Annotated in this window: 13 protein-coding genes and 3 pseudogenes; 11 read left to right on the top strand and 5 right to left on the bottom strand. The window is 71.7% G+C overall.

Annotation, left to right across the window (positions count from 1 at the left end; translation table 11 throughout):
• Positions 1 to 37 precede the first annotated feature (37 nt).
• The 5 genes from ACRRSS_RS25005 (at position 38) to ACRRSS_RS24985 (ending at position 7,104) form a co-directional block, all read left to right on the top strand.
• Complete coding sequence (locus ACRRSS_RS25005) at positions 38 to 2,878, top strand: AAA family ATPase (RefSeq protein WP_435973356.1); 2,841 nt, start codon at positions 38 to 40, stop codon at positions 2,876 to 2,878.
• 136 nt (positions 2,879 to 3,014) lie between these two features.
• The gene (locus ACRRSS_RS25000) at positions 3,015 to 4,262 is read left to right on the top strand and encodes a PucR family transcriptional regulator (protein WP_435973355.1); all 1,248 of its coding nucleotides are present in this window, start codon (positions 3,015 to 3,017) and stop codon (positions 4,260 to 4,262) included.
• A gap of 154 nt (positions 4,263 to 4,416) precedes the next feature.
• The gene (locus tag ACRRSS_RS24995) at positions 4,417 to 5,268 is read left to right on the top strand and encodes an alpha/beta fold hydrolase (protein ID WP_435973354.1); all 852 of its coding nucleotides are present in this window, start codon (positions 4,417 to 4,419) and stop codon (positions 5,266 to 5,268) included.
• A 151-nt stretch (positions 5,269 to 5,419) separates the two neighbouring features.
• Entirely contained in the window at positions 5,420 to 6,220 is an 801-nt protein-coding gene (locus ACRRSS_RS24990) for a helix-turn-helix domain-containing protein (RefSeq protein ID WP_435973353.1), read from the top strand.
• Positions 6,221 to 6,390: 170 nt separating this feature from the next.
• Positions 6,391 to 7,104 (top strand): alpha/beta fold hydrolase, encoded by a 714-nt coding sequence (locus ACRRSS_RS24985; RefSeq protein WP_435973352.1) that lies wholly within the window; start codon positions 6,391 to 6,393, stop codon positions 7,102 to 7,104.
• 321 nt (positions 7,105 to 7,425) lie between these two features.
• Here ACRRSS_RS24985 and ACRRSS_RS24980 read toward each other — a convergent pair whose 3' ends face one another.
• A complete protein-coding gene (locus tag ACRRSS_RS24980) occupies positions 7,426 to 8,532 on the bottom strand; it encodes a magnesium and cobalt transport protein CorA (protein ID WP_435973351.1) in 1,107 nt (368 codons plus the stop codon).
• Positions 8,533 to 8,772: 240 nt separating this feature from the next.
• On the opposite strand from ACRRSS_RS24980, the gene ACRRSS_RS24975 reads away from it, so the two are divergent.
• Positions 8,773 to 9,897 (top strand): winged helix DNA-binding domain-containing protein, encoded by a 1,125-nt coding sequence (locus ACRRSS_RS24975; RefSeq protein ID WP_435973350.1) that lies wholly within the window; start codon positions 8,773 to 8,775, stop codon positions 9,895 to 9,897.
• A gap of 37 nt (positions 9,898 to 9,934) precedes the next feature.
• Here the strand turns inward: ACRRSS_RS24975 and ACRRSS_RS24970 are convergent.
• Positions 9,935 to 10,393 (bottom strand): annotated as a pseudogene (locus ACRRSS_RS24970) (response regulator transcription factor); the annotation flags it as partial.
• Positions 10,394 to 10,463: 70 nt separating this feature from the next.
• Between ACRRSS_RS24970 and ACRRSS_RS24965 the strand changes: the two are divergent.
• The 3 genes and pseudogenes from ACRRSS_RS24965 to ACRRSS_RS24955 all read left to right on the top strand — a co-directional run bounded on the left by ACRRSS_RS24965 (position 10,464) and on the right by ACRRSS_RS24955 (position 13,270).
• Positions 10,464 to 12,152: an AMP-binding protein gene (locus ACRRSS_RS24965; protein ID WP_435973349.1), complete on the top strand. Its 1,689-nt coding sequence runs from the start codon at positions 10,464 to 10,466 to the stop codon at positions 12,150 to 12,152.
• Between the two features lie 32 nt (positions 12,153 to 12,184).
• Positions 12,185 to 12,415 (top strand): annotated as a pseudogene (locus tag ACRRSS_RS24960) (hypothetical protein); the annotation flags it as partial.
• A gap of 222 nt (positions 12,416 to 12,637) precedes the next feature.
• The gene (locus tag ACRRSS_RS24955) at positions 12,638 to 13,270 is read left to right on the top strand and encodes a hypothetical protein (protein WP_435973348.1); all 633 of its coding nucleotides are present in this window, start codon (positions 12,638 to 12,640) and stop codon (positions 13,268 to 13,270) included.
• Positions 13,271 to 13,318: 48 nt separating this feature from the next.
• On the opposite strand, the gene ACRRSS_RS24950 is transcribed toward ACRRSS_RS24955, so the two are convergent.
• Positions 13,319 to 13,531 carry a hypothetical protein gene (locus ACRRSS_RS24950; protein ID WP_435973347.1) on the bottom strand — a complete coding sequence of 71 codons (213 nt, stop codon included), beginning with the start codon at positions 13,529 to 13,531 and terminating at the stop codon, positions 13,319 to 13,321.
• A 435-nt stretch (positions 13,532 to 13,966) separates the two neighbouring features.
• Here ACRRSS_RS24950 and ACRRSS_RS24945 point away from each other — a divergent pair.
• Positions 13,967 to 14,395: pseudogene (locus ACRRSS_RS24945) on the top strand (AMP-binding enzyme); the annotation flags it as partial.
• Positions 14,396 to 15,055: 660 nt separating this feature from the next.
• The gene (locus tag ACRRSS_RS24940) at positions 15,056 to 16,843 is read left to right on the top strand and encodes a bifunctional metallophosphatase/5'-nucleotidase (RefSeq protein ID WP_435973346.1); all 1,788 of its coding nucleotides are present in this window, start codon (positions 15,056 to 15,058) and stop codon (positions 16,841 to 16,843) included.
• Positions 16,844 to 16,930: 87 nt separating this feature from the next.
• Here ACRRSS_RS24940 and ACRRSS_RS24935 read toward each other — a convergent pair whose 3' ends face one another.
• Positions 16,931 to 17,626 carry a flavodoxin family protein gene (locus ACRRSS_RS24935; RefSeq protein ID WP_435973345.1) on the bottom strand — a complete coding sequence of 232 codons (696 nt, stop codon included), beginning with the start codon at positions 17,624 to 17,626 and terminating at the stop codon, positions 16,931 to 16,933.
• Positions 17,623 to 18,222: a GNAT family N-acetyltransferase gene (locus ACRRSS_RS24930; RefSeq protein ID WP_435973344.1), complete on the bottom strand. Its 600-nt coding sequence runs from the start codon at positions 18,220 to 18,222 to the stop codon at positions 17,623 to 17,625. The genes ACRRSS_RS24935 and ACRRSS_RS24930 overlap by 4 nt, the downstream gene beginning before the upstream one ends.
• Positions 18,223 to 18,239: the final 17 nt, after the last annotated feature.

The following is an 18,239-nucleotide window of genomic DNA, read 5'->3' as shown; positions in this document are numbered from 1 at the left end:
GGCGAGGTGGTTCATATGGTTCATACTGTTCCGCCGTATGAGCGTGAACCGAGTGACGACAAGGACCGTGCCCGAGGAACCCGAAGGGGTACGGACGCGCCTCCGAGGCAGGGACGCCGAACTGGCGTCCATCGAGGCGCGGCTCGACGCGCTCGACCGGGGCGAAGGCGGGATCATCCGCGTCGAAGGCCCCGTCGGCATCGGCAGGTCCAGGGTCCTCGCGGAGGCCGCGGCAGCCGCGAGGCGGCGCGGGACGAGGGTGTTCGAGGGAGCGGCGGACCCCGACGAACAGTGCGTGCCGCTCGGCCCGCTCCTCGACGGTCTGCTCTCCGGCGAGGAACCCCTGTCGGGCGCCGTCCGTCTCAGGGACCTCGCCACGACACCCGGCCAGCGCTTCTGGCTGCTCCAGGAACTGGGGGACCGCCTGCGGGAGACGGCTCGAAACGGCCCCCTGCTCGTCGTCCTCGACGACCTCCAGTGGTGCGACGACCTGACCCTTCTCACCTTCAACACCCTCGCGGCCGGACTCTCGTCGCACGCCATCCTGTGGCTGGTCGCCGTGCGCGGCGGCAGCGTGCCGTCGGGAGTGCGCACGACCCTGGACCGGATCCGGCAGGCAGGCGCGCAGGAGCTGGCGCTGGGAGCGCTGGACGACCAGGCCACCACACGGATCACCGAGGACGTCCTCGGCGCCGCTCCCGACGCGGACGTCCTCCGTGTCGTCCGTCGCGCCGAAGGAGTACCGCGACTGCTGGTCGAACTGCTCGGCTCGCTTCGGGAGGCGGTGACGACCGAGGACGGCACGGCCAGGCTGTCGGCCGGACCCCCCGCCCCACAGGAACTTCCCTCTGTCGTGCGCCGCCTCGACCAGCTGTCCGACGAGGCACGGGCGCTGGTGCGGACGGCGGCCGCCGCGGGCGGCCCGGTCACCGTCGCGCGGCTGGCCGAACTGCTCGGCAGGTCCTCGGCGGCGCTCATCACAGCGGTACGGGAATCCCTCGACGCCGATCTGCTCATCGAAAGCGGCGATCACCTCGCCTTCCGCCACGACCTGATCCGCGAGGCGGTGGATGCCGGCCTCCCCCTGCCCCTGCGTCAGGCCCTGCGTGGTCAAGCCGGCGGGCTGTCTCCGGGGAGCGCGGCCTCCCCCGTCGATCGCCTCCAACCATCGGCCGGGAGAGCACCGGCAGACGCGGCGGAGGCCGACCTGCTGCGCACCGCCGCGGCGGAACTCGCCGCCACCGCTCCCGGACCCGCCGCGGAACGCAGTCTCAAGGCCCTGGAACTCACCTCGGCGGACGCCCCAGAGCGGCCGCGGGTCATCGCCGAGACGATCCCGCTGCTCTGGCAGACGGGCCGGGCCGCCCAGGCGCGTGAGCTGGGAGCCTCCGTCCTGGCGACCGGCGCTCTCGGACCGGAGGACGAGGCCCGCATACGCCTTGCCCTGGCACGCCTCGCCGTACCGTTCGACTTCACCGAGGCGGTCCGCCAGGCCCGCGCCGGGTCGGCACTGCACGGGACCCCCGTGGACTTGAGGGGGCGACTGCTCGCCATGCTCGCTGTCGGCCTGTCGATGTCGGGCGAGCACTCTGCGGCCGAGCGGGTCGCCGCGGAGGCGTGGGAGACCGCGGCGGCAGCGGGGGACCGTTCCGCCGAGGCCACGCTGACGACGGTCCGCTCGGCCGCGAGCTTCCACCGCATGGACTTGACCGAGGCGTTCCGGCAGGCCGAGCGGTCCGTCGCGCTGGCCGACGCTCTGGGCGTCAGCACCTCGCTGTGGGTTCCGGAGGCCTTGTGGCACGCTCTCCTGTCGAACACCACCGGACGCTCCGCGGAGGCGCTCGCCGCCGCGGAGGAGGGCATCCGGATCACCAGGGAGCAGGGCCGGACGGCGGCCACCGCCATGTGGCTCATGACCCGTTCCCGCATCCTTCTGGAGGCCGGACGGCTGACGGACGCCCGGGCCGACGCCGAAGCCGCGTCCGCGACGACCGACGATCTCGGCCCGGGCAACCTCGCCGACGTCACGCTCCGGTACGTGATGATGCGCGTCGCCCTCCACACCAACGACCAGCAGACCGGACGAGCGTACGCGGCGGAGGCGCGGCGCATGCGGAGCGACGGCGCACCCGTCGTCCGGCACTTCGGCTCCTGGATGCTGGCACTGATGGCCGACTTCGAAGGCCGGCCCGACCGTGCCATGGCCGAACTCGACGAGGTGATGACGTCGCCCGTCGCGGACCGGCCGGCCTACGCCGGCTTGGTCGACCCCGCCGACGCCCCGGTCCTCGTCCGCCTGGCGCTGCGCGCCGGCGCACACGAACGGGCCGCGCAGGCGGTGGCCCTGGCCGAGCGACTTGCCGTGCTCAACCCCGACCTCACGTTCCTCGCCGCCACCGCCGCGCACGCCCGGGGGCTCCTCGACAACGACCTCGCCCCTCTCGTACGCGCCGTCCGGCTGTACGAGGACTGCCCTCGGCCGTTGGCCCGGGCGTCGGCACTGGAGGACGCCGGACGCAAGCTGGCGGCCACCCGCAAGTCCGAAGCGGTGCCGTACTTCGACACGGCCCTCACGCTCTACGCGCGAGCGGGCGCCGAGCGGGACGTCGCACGCGTCCGCCGGCGCCTGCGGGCCGCTGGTGTCCGCCGCCGGCCCTCGACGGCCGGACTCTCCCGTGCATGGCCCGAGCTGACGGCCGCGGAGATGCGGGTGGTGCGGCTCGTGGCCCAAGGGCTGACCAACCAACAGGTGGCCGAGCACCTCTCCCTCTCGTCGCACACGGTGAGTTCGCACCTGCGCCGGTCCTTCACCAAGCTGGACGTCACCTCGCGCGGGGAGCTGACCCGGCTGACGAAGGACCGTGACAGCGGAGAGTAACCGCTTCGCATCCCGTGTGGGCCTCATGGCAATGGACGATTCGTGTGATGTGCCGACGTCGTCGCCTCCTCAGAATGATCAAGAGCCGCGGAGTGGAGAAGTCCGCGGGGACAGTTGGTCGAGAGAGGAACAGCGCATGACCCTCAGGCTCCAGCGAGCCCGCCCTGGCAGCCCCGAGCTCCAGGCGCTTGTCGACGAGCTCGCGGAGCGGCTCGGCCGGTCCGTCGCCGTCGACGACCCGCTGGTCCGCCTGGTCTGCACGAGCCGCCATTTCGGCGACGAGGACCCGGTACGCATCGGCACCCTGTTGCAGGGCCGCGCCGACAACGCGGCCATCCGCTACGTCCTCGCCCAGGGCGTGACCCAGTGGTCCCGAGCCGGATTCGTGGACGGCCGTGACGATCTCGGGCTGCTGCCCCGTTACGTCGTGCCGTTGCGTGAGCGCGGGCATCTCCTCGGGCTGCTCATGGTGGTCGTGCCCGACAAGGTGCTCGGGGAGCAGGAGACGCGTGCCATCGCCCGGGCCGCGGACGCCATGGCCGCCCAGATGTACGGGGAGCGCATCTCCGCCGACACCCGGAGGGCCGACGAGCGGGACCTGGTCCTCGAACTCGTCGGCACCGACGTCGCGGCCCGTACCAGCGCGCGGCGGCGAGCCAAGGAACTCGGACTGCTCGGAGCAGCCGAGCACGTCCTGGTCACCGTCGTCCAGCTGAGCTGCGCCACCGAGCTCGTGCGACAGTCCGAGGCGGCCCTGTGGGGGGCGCTGGAGGGGTTCCGGCAGACGCGCTCCGCCCAGGGCCTCATCGCGATCGGCAAGGAGCGGGCGACCTTGCTCCAGCTCCGCGACCGCCCACCCGGCCCGGACGAGGTCGCTGCCCAGTCCGCTCGCATCCTCGACGAACTCCGCACCTTCCTGGGCCCGTCGGCGGACCCCGTGATCGGCGTCGGCGGCCGGCACCCCAGTCTGGACGACGCATGGACGTCGTACGAGCAGGCGCTCGTGGCCGCACGCGCGGCACGCCGACTGCCCACCCTGAAGAACGCCGCCGACTGGGAGCTGCTCGGGGAGCTCGCGGTGCTGCTCCAGCTCCCCGAGCACGCCCTGAACGCGTCCTTGGTCCCAGAGCCGCTCCGTACCCTGAGCGACACTCATGGCGGCGACCGCCTGCGGGACACCCTGCACTGCTTCCTCGAACACGCGGGATCGATTCCCCGGACCGCGGACACGCTGGGAATCCACCGCACCTCGCTCTACTACCGCCTGCGCCAGATCCAGGAGATCACCGGACTGGACCTCGACGACGGCGCCCACCGGCTCACTCTGCACCTCGGCCTCAGGATCGAGGAACTCCTCGCCCCGGGCGGCGACGGGGCCGTCTGACCACGGCCCCTCCGACCACGGACGTGCTTCGACAAAGCGTGGAGGATTCACGGCCCGATTCCTACAGCTCGCGGTGGTGCGGGCGGCGGGCCCCATTCGATGATGTTCGGGACGGGCGGGAACGACGCACCGCCCTCTGACCAGGGGAGAGGTCATGAAGGAACTGATCACGACGGACGGCGCGCGGCTCGCGTACCAGGACACCGGCGGCGAGGGCGTCCCGCTCTTGATGCTGCACGGCTGGGGGCAGACGCAGGCGATGTTCCGCCACCAGATCGAGGGGTTGGCGCCCGGCCGGCGCGTCGTCACCGTCGACCTCCGCGGCCACGGGAAGTCCGGCAAGCCGCGTCACGGCTACCGCATAGCCCGGCTCTCCCGCGACGTGCTCGAACTCGTCGACCATCTCGGTCTCGACCGCTTCGACGCACTGGGCTGGTCCATGGGCGCCTCGGTCTGGTGGAGCTTCATCGACCAGTACGGGACCGGACGGATCCGGCGCTTCGTCGCCGTCGACCAGCCCGCGGCGGTCGCCGCCGTGCCCTGGATGACCGAGCGGGAACAGCGGGACTCCGGTGCCATCTTCGATGTGTCGGGGCTGTTGTACCTGGGCGCGGCTCTCGCGGGTCCCGAGGGCGACTCGGTCCGCGCCGACTTCGTGCGCGGCATGTTCTCCGGCGAGCCCGACCCCGAGCTGCTGGCCTTCGTCGGAGAGGAGATCCGGTCGACACCCGCCTACGCGGGCGTACCGCTGCTGTTCGACCACTGCGCGCAGGACTGGCGCGACGTGCTTCCCCGGATCGATGTGCCGACCCTGGTGATCGGCTGTGAGGGAAGCCATGTGCACCCCGATTCGCAGCGTTTCGTCGCCGAGCGGATTCCCGGCGCACGCCTGCACGTCTTCGCCTCCGACGTGGCGAGCTCGCACTTCCCCTTCCTGGAGAACCCGCCGGCCTTCAACGCCGTGGTGGAGAAGTTCCTGGCCGAGGAAACGGCGAACGGGGCGTGAATCTGCCCGCCGCCGCCCGCACCTACGGCTAGGAAGGAATCCCATGCCCCCCACACTGATGTCTCGTGCGCCCGAACGGGTGCCCCGGCAAGCGCCCGATCCGACCTCGCCCTCCTCCCGCTCGGGGTGGCTGGTCCAGATGCTTTCCGAGATGCCGGAGACGAACGACCGGACCCACGTCTACCTGGGCGTCCATGTCCGTGGGCCCGTCACCGTCGTCCACGAGAGTGCCAGGACCCTGTTGGAGCGGAACGACCTGGTCTTCTGCGACCCGGGCCGACAGCACCTGCTGCAGTTCGGCGAGGACTGCCAGATGATCTTCTTCCGGGTGCCCCGCTGCTATCTGGGCGTCACGGAGTCGGAACTGAACCAGGTGCTCGGCGTGCCCGTACGTGGCGGGGAGGGGATCGGGGCGCTGGCGTCCGACTTCCTGACCGCGCTCGCCGCCAGGGCCGAGTTCCGCCGGTCCACGATCGGGGACCGGCGTGCCCGGACGGCCGTACACCTCCTCTCCGTCCTGGTCATGGAGCTCCTCGACGCGGACACGACGGACGAGGCCGACGACGCGTCCGGGGCCGTCAACGAGATGCTGTCCCGTATCCACGGCTACATCGAAGAGCATCTGATGGACCCGGACCTCTCACCGGAGTCGATCGCACGCGCCCACCACATCTCCGTCCGCTACCTGCAGAAGCTGTTCCAGAACGACGGCAGCACGGTGAGCCATTGGGTGCGGCAGCGCAGGCTCGAGTTCTGCCGGCTCGAGCTGGGCCGCTCCAACCGGAGGATCACCATGGCCGCGGTGGCACACCGCTGGGGCTTCAGCAGCCCCTCGCACTTCAGCCGCACGTTCCGCGGGGCCTACGGCATGAGCCCCAGCGAATGGCAGGCGCTGGCGACCTCGGCCTTCGCGTCGACGGCCGCCGGCGCCCAGGACGAGCGAAGGCCCTGAGGCGCGTGTGCGCTGTCATGCCGGCGCGGATGCGCGCACGTACAAGAGGCGCCGTTTCCACGGCTCTACCGTGAGTAAGAGCCGCACGGACCTCTTGCCGCACTCCGGGCCGCGCCCTGACCGTCGTGACGACGCCCCACCCGTGGCCCGACACCGAGAAGAGAACTCGCATGCCCCACCCCACCGTCGTCCTCGTGCACGGTGCCTTCGCCGACGCGACAGGCTGGATAGGCGTCATCTCGGAACTGCGGAGCAGCGGTATCCCGGTGATCGCTCCGTCGAACCCGCTGCGGGGGCTGACGTCGGACGCCGCCTACCTCACCTCCGTCCTCGCGCAGGTCGACGGCCCGGCCGTACTCGTCGGCCACTCCTACGGCGGTGCGCTGATCACCGTGGCCGGCGCCGCGGAGAACGTCGTCGCGCTCGTCTACGTGGCCGCCTACGTGCCCCGCGCGGGCGAGAGCCTCGGCCAGCTCCAAGGGGGCTTCCCCGAGTCCCCGCTGACGGCCCACCTGAAGGAGTGGACGTACCCGCTCCTCGACGGCGACTCGGCGGTCGAGGTCACCATCGAGGAGACGGCCTTTCCCTCGGTCTTCGCGGCGGACGTACCCGAGGACGTCGCAGGTGTCCTGGCAGCGACCCAACGCCCGCTCGCCACGGCCGCCTTCACCGAGACCGCGTCCGCGGCGGCGTGGCGGACGAAACCGTCCTGGGCTCTGGTGGCCGGGGCGGACCGCACGATCAGCCCCGAGGTCCAGCACTTCGGCGCCGCACGGGCCGGAGCTGTCGTCGTCGAACTCCCGGACGCCTCCCACGCCGTCGTCCTGTCCGAGCCCACCCGGGTCGCCGACCTGATCAGGGACGCGGTACGGGCGACGAGCTGACGGACCGACCTCCGCGACGACAGGAGCGGGTCCGGGCCGGCCGGGGTGCCACCCTCCGTTCGGACCGGGCTCGGACCGGAAGGCCTCCCCACCTGGCCGCGCGGGCGGAGCACCGCCGGTGAGCCTGCCCCTCTCGGCTGACACGGCCTCGGGATCGGCGGGGCCGTTGACTTCGTCGAAGTCGGCGGTCACCTCGTCGAGGTTGTCCCGCTCGCTCTGCCGCCGCGCGGCTCAGGGACTCCCCGGAGCCCGAGACGGGCGGTCCGTGGAGGGGGTGCTGAAGCACACCAAGCGCGCGGCATGAGCGGGGTCGATCGCTCCCTAGAGCCAGTCACGCCGCTTGAAAATCACGTACAAACTCGTGCAGACAAGTCCCATCAGGCCGATCGCGAACGGATATCCGCCCGTCCAGTGCAGTTCCGGCATGGAGTCGAAGTTCATGCCGTAGATGGTTCCGACGAGTGTGGGTGCGAAGAGAATTGCCGCCCAGGCCGAGATCTTCTTGATCTCCTCGTTCTGTTCGAAGCCCGCCTCCGCCAACGCCCGCATCTCCGCGTTCTGTTGTTGGGTGACCAGGGTCGCGTTGACCGTCAGGATGTCCGTCAGGGCCTGGCGGAAGCCGTCCACCCGTTCGCTGGTGTGGGTGACGTGGTCGGCCACGTCGCGGAGGTAGCGCTGGAGTTCCTCGTCCGTGCCGTACTTGGCGAAGCCGGCCATCAGGCCGTGGAGCATGCCCACCAGGGGACGGGTGGCGCGCTGGAACTCGACCATCTCGCGGGAGAGTTCGTAGATGCGGCGGGAGACCGCCGGGTCGCCGCCGAAGACCTCCGTCTCGATCTCGTCGATGTCGTTCTGCACCCCCGCCACCACCGGGGCGTAGCCGTCGACCACCGCGTCCAGGATCGCGTACAGGACCGCCTCCGGGCCCAGTGCCAGGAGGTCCGGGTCCTTCTCCATGCGGTGGCGGACCGTCGAGAGGTCCGGGGCTGCGCCGTGGCGGACCGTGATCAGGAAGTCCGGGCCCACGAAGATGTGGAGTTCGCCGAACTCGACCTCCTCCTGGGCGTCCAGATAGCGGGCCGCCCGCAGGACGACGAACAGGGTGTCGCCGTACCGTTCCAGCTTGGGCCGCTGGTGGGCTTCGAGTGCGTCCTCCACGGCGAGTTCGTGGAGGTCGAACTCGGCTGCCAGGGAGTGGAGTTCCTCCTCCGTCGGGCGATGGAGGCCGATCCACGCCATGCCGTCCGGGTGCTCGCGCAGCTGCCGGAAGGTGTCCGCGAGCGTCGCGGGGGAGGAGACCCGGAGGCCGTCCCGGTACAGGCTGGCCTGCACCACGCTCGACCGCTCCGTCGGCGGTTCCTGGACGGTCGTCGCGGGCGGCTCCGCCTGGGGGCGGCGCCACGCCGCGCGAGGGCGGCGGTCGGGCATCTCGGGTACCTCCTGGGTCTCGTGGGAAGGATATATGGGGTGAATCGCTGAGGCCCGGTCCGTCCCGGAGGATGCCGTGGCTCGCCCAGGGTCACCTCGTCGTCCTGTAGCGGGCCCCCGGGCGCCTCGCGCGTTCTCGCGGTGCGCCCCCGGCCGCCTCCCGTCGTCCCGTGGTGCGCCCGGGACGCCTCGCCCTCTTGCGGACCGTATCTGTCCGCAAGTCCGGGTAGCGTGCCCGACATGGCCCTCAAGACGACGCATCCCGTCCTCGGCACCCGCGCCCTGAACCGCGCCACCCTCGCCCGCCAGCTGCTCCTGCGCCCCGCCCCGATGGGCGTCACGGAGGCCGTCGAGCACCTCATCGGCCTCCAGGCGCAGAACACCAAGCCTCCGTACTACGCGCTCGCCGCCCGCCTCGACGGCTTCCGGCCCGAGCAGCTGTCCGCGCTGATGGAGTCCCGCGCCGTCGCCCGCATCGTCACCATGCGCTCCACCGTGCACACCCACACCGCCCGCGACGCGGTCGCCCTCCGCCGGCTCGTCCAGCCCGGGGCCATCGACCGCGAGCTCGCCGTCTTCGTCTCCCGCAAGGGGCTCGACGGCGTCGACCTCGACCGGCTCGCCACCACCGCCCGCGCGCTCGTCGAGGAGCGGCCCCGCACCCCCAAGGAGCTGCGCGAGGAACTCCTCCCCCTCTGGCCCGACGCCGACCCGCAGTCCCTCTCGGTCGCCGCCCGCTGCCTGCTTCCCCTGGTCCAGGTCACCCCGCGCGGCCTGTGGGGGCGCGGCGGCCGGGTCGCGCTGACCACCACCGACCGATGGTTCGACGACCCCGCGCAGGAGGCGGCCGACGTCGACGAGACGGTCCTCCGCTACCTCGGCGCCTTCGGGCCCGCCTCCGTGAAGGACATGCGCACCTGGTGCGGGCTCACCCGGCTCGGTGAGGCGTTCGAGCGGCTGCGGCCCCGGCTGCTCGCCTTCCGGAGCGAGCGCGGCACGGAGCTCTTCGACCTGCCCGACGCCCCCCGCCCCGACGAGGACACCCCGGCCCCGCCCCGGTTCCTGCCCGAGTTCGACAACCTGCTCCTCTCGCACGCCGACCGCGGCCGGGTCGTGCCCGAGGAGGCCCGGGGCCGCACGTGGACCGGCAACCAGGCGCACCGCGTCTTCCTCCTCGACGGCTTCCTCGCCGGGATCTGGCACCTCGACGAGGCGAAGGACCGCACCACCCTCACCGTCGAACCCTTCGCGCGCGTGACGCGCGACCGGCGCGCCGCGCTCACCGCCGAGGCCGAGCGGACCCTCCGGCTCATGACCCCGTCGGACATCCCGTACGACATCGTCTTCGGCACCCCCGAGACGTAGCCCCCCGCCCGGGCGATCCGCACCCGCGACCTCGGCCTCACGGCAGCGCGCCCGCCCGGCGGGCCGACACCACCGCCTCCATGCGGGTGTGCGCGCCCAGCTTCCGCATCGCCGAGCGCAGATAGCCCTTCACCGTCTCCGGGCGCAGACCGAGCCGCGCCGCCGCCGTCGCGTTCGTCGCCCCCGTCGCCACCGCCGCCAGCACGTCCGTCTCGCGGGCGGTCAGGAGCACACCCGGGGCCGGTACGGAGGTCCCCGAGGCCGATTCCAGACGTCCGCACACCGCGAGCAGACGGTCCCGCAGTTCCGGGTCCTCGACCCGTGGCGCCAGCTCGCGCAGCTCCCCGTACGCCTGCCGTACCTCCTCCCACGACGGCCCCGAGGGCGGTGGCGTGAGCAGTCGTCCGACCTCCTCCCGTACCGCGAGCGCCTGCTCCACGTCACGGGCCGCCGCGACGGCCGCGTCGTAGACCCGCCCGCCGATGGGCAGCCCCCGAACGGGGGTAGTGAGACCTGGGTCACTGATTGCACGATGTCCCGGACCGGTCCCGCAACGAGGAGGACGCATGACGGCTACGAGCGCGACCAGCGCGACGGAGAGGTTCCGGGCCGCCCGGGACTTCCTGCTCCAGCATCGCGAGGACTACGGGACGGCCTACGAGGGCTTCGTCTGGCCCCGGCCCGACCGGTTCAACTGGGCGCTCGAATGGTTCGACGTCATCGCCGAGGGCAACGACCGGACCGCGCTGCACCTCGTCGAGGAGGACGGCTCCGAGACGAAGGTGTCCTTCGCCGGGATGTCCGCCCGTTCGAACCGCGTCGCGAACTGGCTGCGCGCCCAGGGCGTGCGCGCGGGCGACCGGATCATCGTGATGCTCGGCAACCAGGTCGAACTGTGGGAGACGGTGCTCGCCGCGATGAAGCTGCGCGCCGTCGTCATCCCCGCCACGCCGCTCCTCGGCCCCGCCGATCTGCGCGACCGCGTCGACCGGGGCCGCGCCCGCCATGTGATCGCGCGCGCCGAGGACATCGCCAAGTTCGACGACGTCCCCGGGGAGTACACCCGGATCGCGGTCGGCGGCGACGGCGTGGGCTGGCTCGGCTACGAGCACGCGGAGCGCGCGTCCGAGGTGTTCGAGCCCGAGGGCGTCACCCTCGCCGACGACACCCTGATGCTGTACTTCACCTCCGGTACGACCGCCCGGCCGAAGCTGGTCGAGCACACCCACACCTCGTACCCGGTCGGGCACCTCGCGACGATGTACTGGATCGGTCTCAAGCCCGGCGACGTGCACCTCAACATCTCCTCGCCCGGCTGGGCCAAGCACGCCTGGTCCAACCTCTTCGCCCCGTGGAACGCGGAGGCGACTGTCTTCATCCACACCTACACGCGCTTCGACCCGGCCCGCCTGATGGACGAGATGGAACGCAACGGCGTCACCAGCTTCTGCGCCCCGCCGACCGTGTGGCGGATGCTGGTCCAGGCCGACCTGAGCCGGCTCAGGACCCCGCCGCGCGAGGTCGTCGCCGCCGGCGAACCGCTCAACCCCGAGGTCATCGAGTCGGTGCGGCGCGCCTGGGGCGTCACCGTCCGGGACGGCTTCGGCCAGACCGAGACCGCCGTCCAAGTGTCCAACAGCCCCGGACAACGGCTCAAGGAGGGCTCCATGGGACGCCCGAGCCCCGGCTTCCGGGTCACCCTCGTCGACCCGGCGAGCGGCCGCCCGGACGTGGCGGAGGGCGAGATCTGTCTCGACCTGTCCGCCCGGCCGATGGGCCTGATGACCGGATACCACGGCGATCCGGAGCGTACGGCGGAGGCGATGGCGGGCGGCTACTACCGCACCGGCGACATCGGTTCGCGGGACGAGGACGGGTACATCACGTACGTCGGGCGCTCCGACGACGTCTTCAAGGCCTCCGACTACAAGATCAGCCCCTTCGAGCTGGAGAGCGCGCTCCTGGAGCACGAGGCCGTCGCCGAGGCGGCCGTCGTCCCCGCCCCCGACCCGCTGCGGCTCGCCGTCCCGAAGGCGTACGTCGTCCTCGCGGCGGGCTGGGAGCCGGACGCGGAGACCGCGAAGATCCTCTTCGCCCACTCGCGCGCCGTGCTCGCCCCGTACAAGCGCGTCCGGCGCATCGAGTTCGCCGACCTGCCCAAGACCGTCTCGGGCAAGATCCGCCGGGTGGAGCTGCGCCGCCTCACCGCGGAAGGCGGCGGCAAGGAGTACACGGAAGGGGACCACCTCGCGTGAACGCGCCGCAGGAACGTCCGGAACCGCACGGGATGGCCACCGGCGTCCCCGCCGGGGAACTCTCCGACGCGCGGGGAGCGTCCACCGCCGTCCCCGCCGGGGAACCCTCCTACGCGCACGGCGTGTCCACCACCGCGCTCCTCGGCGACACCATCGGCGCCAACCTCGACCGGGCCGTCGCCGCCTGGCCCGAACGGGGGGCGCTCGTCGACGTCCCCACCGGGCGCCGCTGGACGTACGCCGAGTTCGGCGCGGACGTCGAACCCTCTACGCAGCGGTACCTCTGACGCACGACGTCACATGAACACCGCATGCGCGACCGCGCGGCGAACATGGCACAGCTCCGGCATCGACTTGGCGGAAGACCCGGAGCTGTGTCCTCAACAGAGGAGAGGGGCACAGGGGGGCGTGCCTCGCTCCAGGGGCCCCCAGCGTCCCGCGTGTGACGTCTCGGGTGCCGGTTGCGCAGCGTTGCCCGACGCAAGGTGATCGACGAGGCAGTGACGGCGATGCGTGCCGGCGCCGAATTTCCCGACGACATCGGGTCGCGCGCGGCCGACGCCCACAGGGACGCTCTGGAGGCGGAGTCAGAGGTGCTGGGGCTCAGCGAGGGCATCACCAGCCTCCGTTACCACCTGGAGTACCTGCGGACGACCGACGGCGCGGAGACGGCCCTTGAAGCGCTCGGCAAGCGACTGACGGAGTTCCTCGCGGAGGTGAAGAAGCCTGCCGCCGACCTGAACGGCGCCCGGTCTGCTGAGGAAGCTGTCCAACGTGGCGGTAAGGCGCCTGCGGCGTGGAAGGCGCTCACAGACACGCTTGGAACGCTCCGCAACATCCGGCAGGCACAGTTCGACATCCTCCGCCCACTCGGCGACGGACAGCGGCTCCAGCAACTGCGCGAGAAGGGGCACTTCGAGGCGCCCGTGTACCGCGTGGGTGGCCCCCGCGGGGTCGATGTCGGTAGCGGGGGACGAGGCGTCAGCGCCGGAGCCGCCCTCTACCGCGAGCGCCACGGCCTGGACGAGGACGGGCGACCGTCCCGAGCGGAAGCCTGTACCGAAGAGGAAACGCAACCCCGTTCGTCGAGAACTGCTACACCATGGAGCGGTGAGTAGGTTGACACGTCGGAGGGGCGACCCGACCGGTCGCCCCTCGCGAGGACGTTAGTTGCGCTTGAGGTACTGGAGCACGATGAGACCCGCACCAGTAACCGCGAGGCACGCGGTTCCGGCCTTGGTGAGGCCATCAAGAGGAGTGCCACCAAGTGCGGTGACGACGATGAAAGAAAGAAGGCCCGCCACCACACCGACGAGCATCACGATGATGATGTCGCGAACCGGGTGCGCGCAGATAGTGGTGGTGCCGCTGGACGTCACGCTGTTTCCTCCCGAGTATCACTGACGCATATTGCATGGAGACAAACCTCACCTATCGGTGTGGTCTCCAGCTAGGAGCCGACAAGGCAGCTCCTGGGCCCACGCCGTCACGGCGAGGCCACATGCGATCAGTTCGTCCTTTTCGGATTCGGGAAGGGTCAGACGCGTGCGCAGGTTTCCAGCCGATACACGCACCCAGGAATCTACAACATCGTCAACTACACAGCAAGCGCTCGTCGTTCGGCGGCGAAGTGGGGGCGCCGTCGCGCGGGGCTGGGTTGGAGCTGGCGCCTGACCAGGGGAGTGTCCCCCTCCGGGACACCTCCGGATCGTAAGGGTGCTGGCCCCCTCCCCGTGTGCGGGTCTGGGGGATCGGAGCGAGGCCGTTCGGCTCTGCCGTGCGGTAGGCCCCGAGACGGCCGTACAGCCCTTCGGGGCGAACCGGAGAAGACCGCGGAGGCGGTCGACCCCGGCCGCTGGATGTACACCGGGGACCTCGCGGTGATGCGGGAGGACGGCTATGTCCAGATCGTCGGCCGCATCAGGGACATGATCATCCGGGGCGGCGAGAACGTGTACCCCCGCGAGGTCGAGGAGTTCCTCCACGGACACCCCGGCATCGCCGACGTCCAGGTCGCGGGCGTCCCCGACGCGCGCTACGGAGAGGAGGCCCTGGCCTGCGTCATCCCCCGCGACCCGGCCGCCCCGCCCACCCTGGAGGACGTCACCGCCTTCTGCCGCGACCGGCTCGCCCACTACAAGATCCCGCGCAGGGTGGAGATCCTCGCGGAGTTCCCGATGACGGTGAGCGGCAAGGTACGGAAGGTGGAACTGCGGCAGAGGTACGGGGAGGGGGAGGGGTGACGGGAGGTCTTCCGGGGCCGGTGGGTGGGCCGGAGCGGGCGTGCGGGCCCGGGCTGCGCGCGGGCCGGGGTCGGTGAGCGGGGTCTGAGCGGGCGTTCGGGCCGGGGCCGGTGAGCGGGCCGGAGCGGTGGCCCCGGCCCGCACGTCCGCCCCGGCCCGCACGCGCGCGTCAGGCCACCGTGCCGGCGACACCGGTGCGGCCGTCGGGGACGCCGACGATCGTCACGATGACCTGCGCGCGGACGGCCCGCCGAGCACGCCGGCCAGCGCGTCGGTGGTGGTGGCGACCAGACGGGCGGGGGCGTCCGGGACCTCGGGCAGGTGGTACGCGGCCTCGCGCATGCCGAGGGTGACGAGCGGGGCGTCGTCGTCGGTCGGGACGCCGCCGACGCCGCGGCGGTGCCGCGGGACGCCGACCGGCGTCGGCGTGCCGGGGCGGTCCGCGCCCGGTCGTGCCGGCCGTTCGGCAGGCGGTCTTCGGCTCCGGGACCACGGCAGTTGGGGCGGGTGCCGGCCCGTGTTTCCGTCGCGCGCCCGCCCGGCGAGGGATAGCTGAAGCGGTCATTCCCCATGCCTTGGAGCGCAGTACGACGTTCATGGCCATGACACCGACGGGGAGTGGGATGAGTTCGCTCGTCCCACTCCGAAGGAGTCATCGCCTTGAGAAACTTCCTTCGCCGGATCGGCGTCATCGCCGCGGGAACCGCCCTTCTCGGCGGCGCACTGTCCGTCTCACCGGCAGCCGCAGACGACACTGTCGACGTCCAACTCCTCAGCATCACCGACTTCCACGGCTATCTGCAGCCGCCCACCGCCGGCCAGGGCGGCTCCATCCCCACCGGGCGCGGGACCTCGGTCACCGTCGGCGGCGCCGCCTATCTCGCCACCCACCTCCAGCGGTTACGGGGCGACCACCCCCGCTCCGTCACCTTCGCGACCGGTGACAGCTTCGCCGGCTGGCCCTTCGAAGTGGACGCCTTCCAGGACGAGCCGACGGTCGAGGTGCTCAACAAGCTCGGCGTGCGCTTCTCGGCCCTGGGCAACCACGAGCTGGACGTCTCACCGGAGTTCCTCGTCCAGCACATGGAAGAGGGGCGGTGCTTCGGCGAGGTCGACGTGGACAGCTGCTTCACGGACTCCACCGGACGGCGCTTCCACGGCGCCGACTTCGACTTCCAGTCGGGCAACATCGTCGACACGCGCACCGGTCGCACGGTGGTGGACCCGTACCGGGTCGAGTGGTTCCGCTCCGCCGGCGGCAAGCGGGTCCCGGTCGGCTTCATCAGCACCACGGTCGAGGGTTCCGTCACCAACTCGACCTCCTTCCAGCCGCGGTTGCGCGCCCTCGACCAGGCGCGGACCATCGAGCGCTACACCAGGGAACTCAAGCGGCGCGGTGTCGAGGCCATCGTCCTCAACGTGCACGAGGGCGGTTCGCCGACGGACATCACCGCGGGCTACGACGCGTGCGACTCCGTCTTCGGCCCGGTCTTCGAACTGGCCAAGAAGGTCCCCGCCGAGATCGACGCGATCGTCACGGGAGACTGGCACTGGCGCTTCAACTGCATGGTGCCCGACCCGGCCGGCGTACCGCGCCCGATCGTCGAGGCGGGCCACCACGGCGGTGTGATCAACGAGATCAACCTGTCTCTCGATCCGAAGACCGGTGAGGTCCTCAGGGACCGCACCCGGTCCGTCAACCACGCGGTGACGCGTGACGTGGCACCGGACCGCGACGTCCAGAAGATCGTCGACTACTGGGCCGCGCGCGGAGCCCAGCGGTTCGCCGAGCCGCTCGCCCGGCAGACCGGCTCCTTCACCCGTACGGCGAACGCCGCGGGGGAGAGCACGGCGGCCGACCTGTACGCCGACGCCCAGTACTGGAACGCCAACCGCACCCGTCAGGGGCGGGCCGATCTGGCGCTGATCTCCGCGCGGCCCGCCAAGGGCAGCAACGCCGTCCGGGGCGACCTGCCGTTCGGCAAGGGGAGCCACCCCGCCGACGCGGACGGGCGCATCCTGTTCGGCGAGTCCTGGAACGCCTACGGCTACGGAAATCCGGTCCTCACCGTCAGCGTGAAGGGCCGTCAGCTCGACGCGATCCTCGAACAGCAGTGGCAGAAGCAGGCCGACGGGACGGTGAGGTCAGCGCCGCTCGCCGTCTCGCGCAACGTCTCGTACAGCTACGACCCGGCGCGGCCCGTCGGCGATCGCGTCGCCCCCGGCGACGTGAGGATCAACGGCCGGCCGCTCGACCCCGCTCGTACCTACCGCGTGGCCGCTCTCGCCTACACGGTCATCGGAGCCGACGGATACGGCGCCTTCGCCGGCTACACCGCCCCCGTCCGCAACGGCGCCGACCACGAGAGCTTCGTGGACTACCTCAAGGCCCGCAAGACGATCTCCCCGGCACCCCTCGACCGCGTCCGCATCAAGCTCAAGAGCTGACGCGATCGCGTCCCACCGCCGCACGCCCACGCGTACCCGCTCCCACGCGTCGGCGTGCGGTCGCGGGGGTCGCGGCTTTCCGTGAGGTCAGACCGGGGAGCCCGCCGCCTCCACGGACCGCGCCGCCCGTTCCTCCCGCGCCGCCCGTTCCTCCCGCGCCGCCCGTTCCTCCCGCGCCGCCCGTTCCTCGGCGGGGAACAGCGCCGGCCGCGCCTCCCCCTCGAAGAACGTCCTCGCCCGGGCCATCGCCCGCTCGTCGCCGCGCACCTGGCCCGGTCGCGACCCGTTGCCGAGCAGGACCCCGCCGAAACGCATCCGCAGGTACGCCGCCGTGTTGTGGAGGGTGGTCACCACGCCGTCGGCGACGGCCTCGTCCTCGTCCGCCATGGCCGCGACCGCCCACAGGGTCCGTCCGGCCATCCTCTTCTTGAAGTCCAGGCCGGGAACCCCGAGCCAGCCCGACCAGTAGTCGAGGTAGCGCTTGGTCTGGGCGGAGAGGGTGTACCAGTACAGCGGCGAGGCGATCACGATGTCGGTGGCGTCCAGCGTGGCCTCCCGCAGCATCCGCTCGTTCTCCGGGACCGGCCAGTCGCCGTCCTCGTGGCGCCCGTCCTGGAAGTCCGGCAGGGGAAGTCCGTTGAGGTCGATCCATCGCCGCGGGACGTCGGCGGGCAGCGCCTCCGCGGCGGCCCTGGCGAGTATCCCGGTGTTGCCGTCGGCGCGTGAGCTGCCCAGCACGAACAGGAACGATCGGTCCGCGGAACGCGGGGAATCAGGGGTCATGGCTGGACGCTAACGGTTGACACCGGTGTGAAGGTCAACTCCGCGAGCGGGGCCGGACTCGCCGCCCCGCTCCCCGCCTCGCTGGCCAGCTCCCGGCGCATGCAGACGCGCGGCCACACCGACAGGCCGTGGTCGGCCTCCGCCCGGCTGATCGCCCGCAGGCCCTCCGTGAGCGCGGGATCCGACTCGGTGAGCGGGCGGAAGCCGAGCCGCGCGTAGTAGGGGGCGTTCCACGGCACCTCGGTGAACGTCGTCAGCGTCAGCGCCGTCAGACCCTGCTCCCCGGCGGTCACCGCCAGATGCTCGATCAACGCCCGTCCCACCCCCCGGCGAGCGGCGTCCGGATGCACCGACACCTGCTCGATGTGGGCGGCACCGTCGACCGTGTCGGTCAGGAGGTACGCGACCGGACGGTCGGCGGCGTCCACCGCCACCCACGCCCGGCCCGCACAGCGGTAGGACTCCAGGACGTCCAGGGGAAGCGGGTCGTCGTCGGCGATCGCCGCCATGCCGAGGGTGCGGAACGGCTCGCCCGCCGCCCGTTCGATGTCCTGGAGCAGCGGGAGTTCGGCCGCAGCGGCCGCTCTGATGCGCATACGACAGTATGGCGCGG

Source organism: Streptomyces sp. Qhu_M48 (genome assembly GCF_051305195.1).
GTDB lineage: Bacteria > Actinomycetota > Actinomycetes > Streptomycetales > Streptomycetaceae > Streptomyces.
Note: the sequence above shows the minus strand (reverse complement) of the source record. Positions and strands in the feature narration are given on the sequence as shown.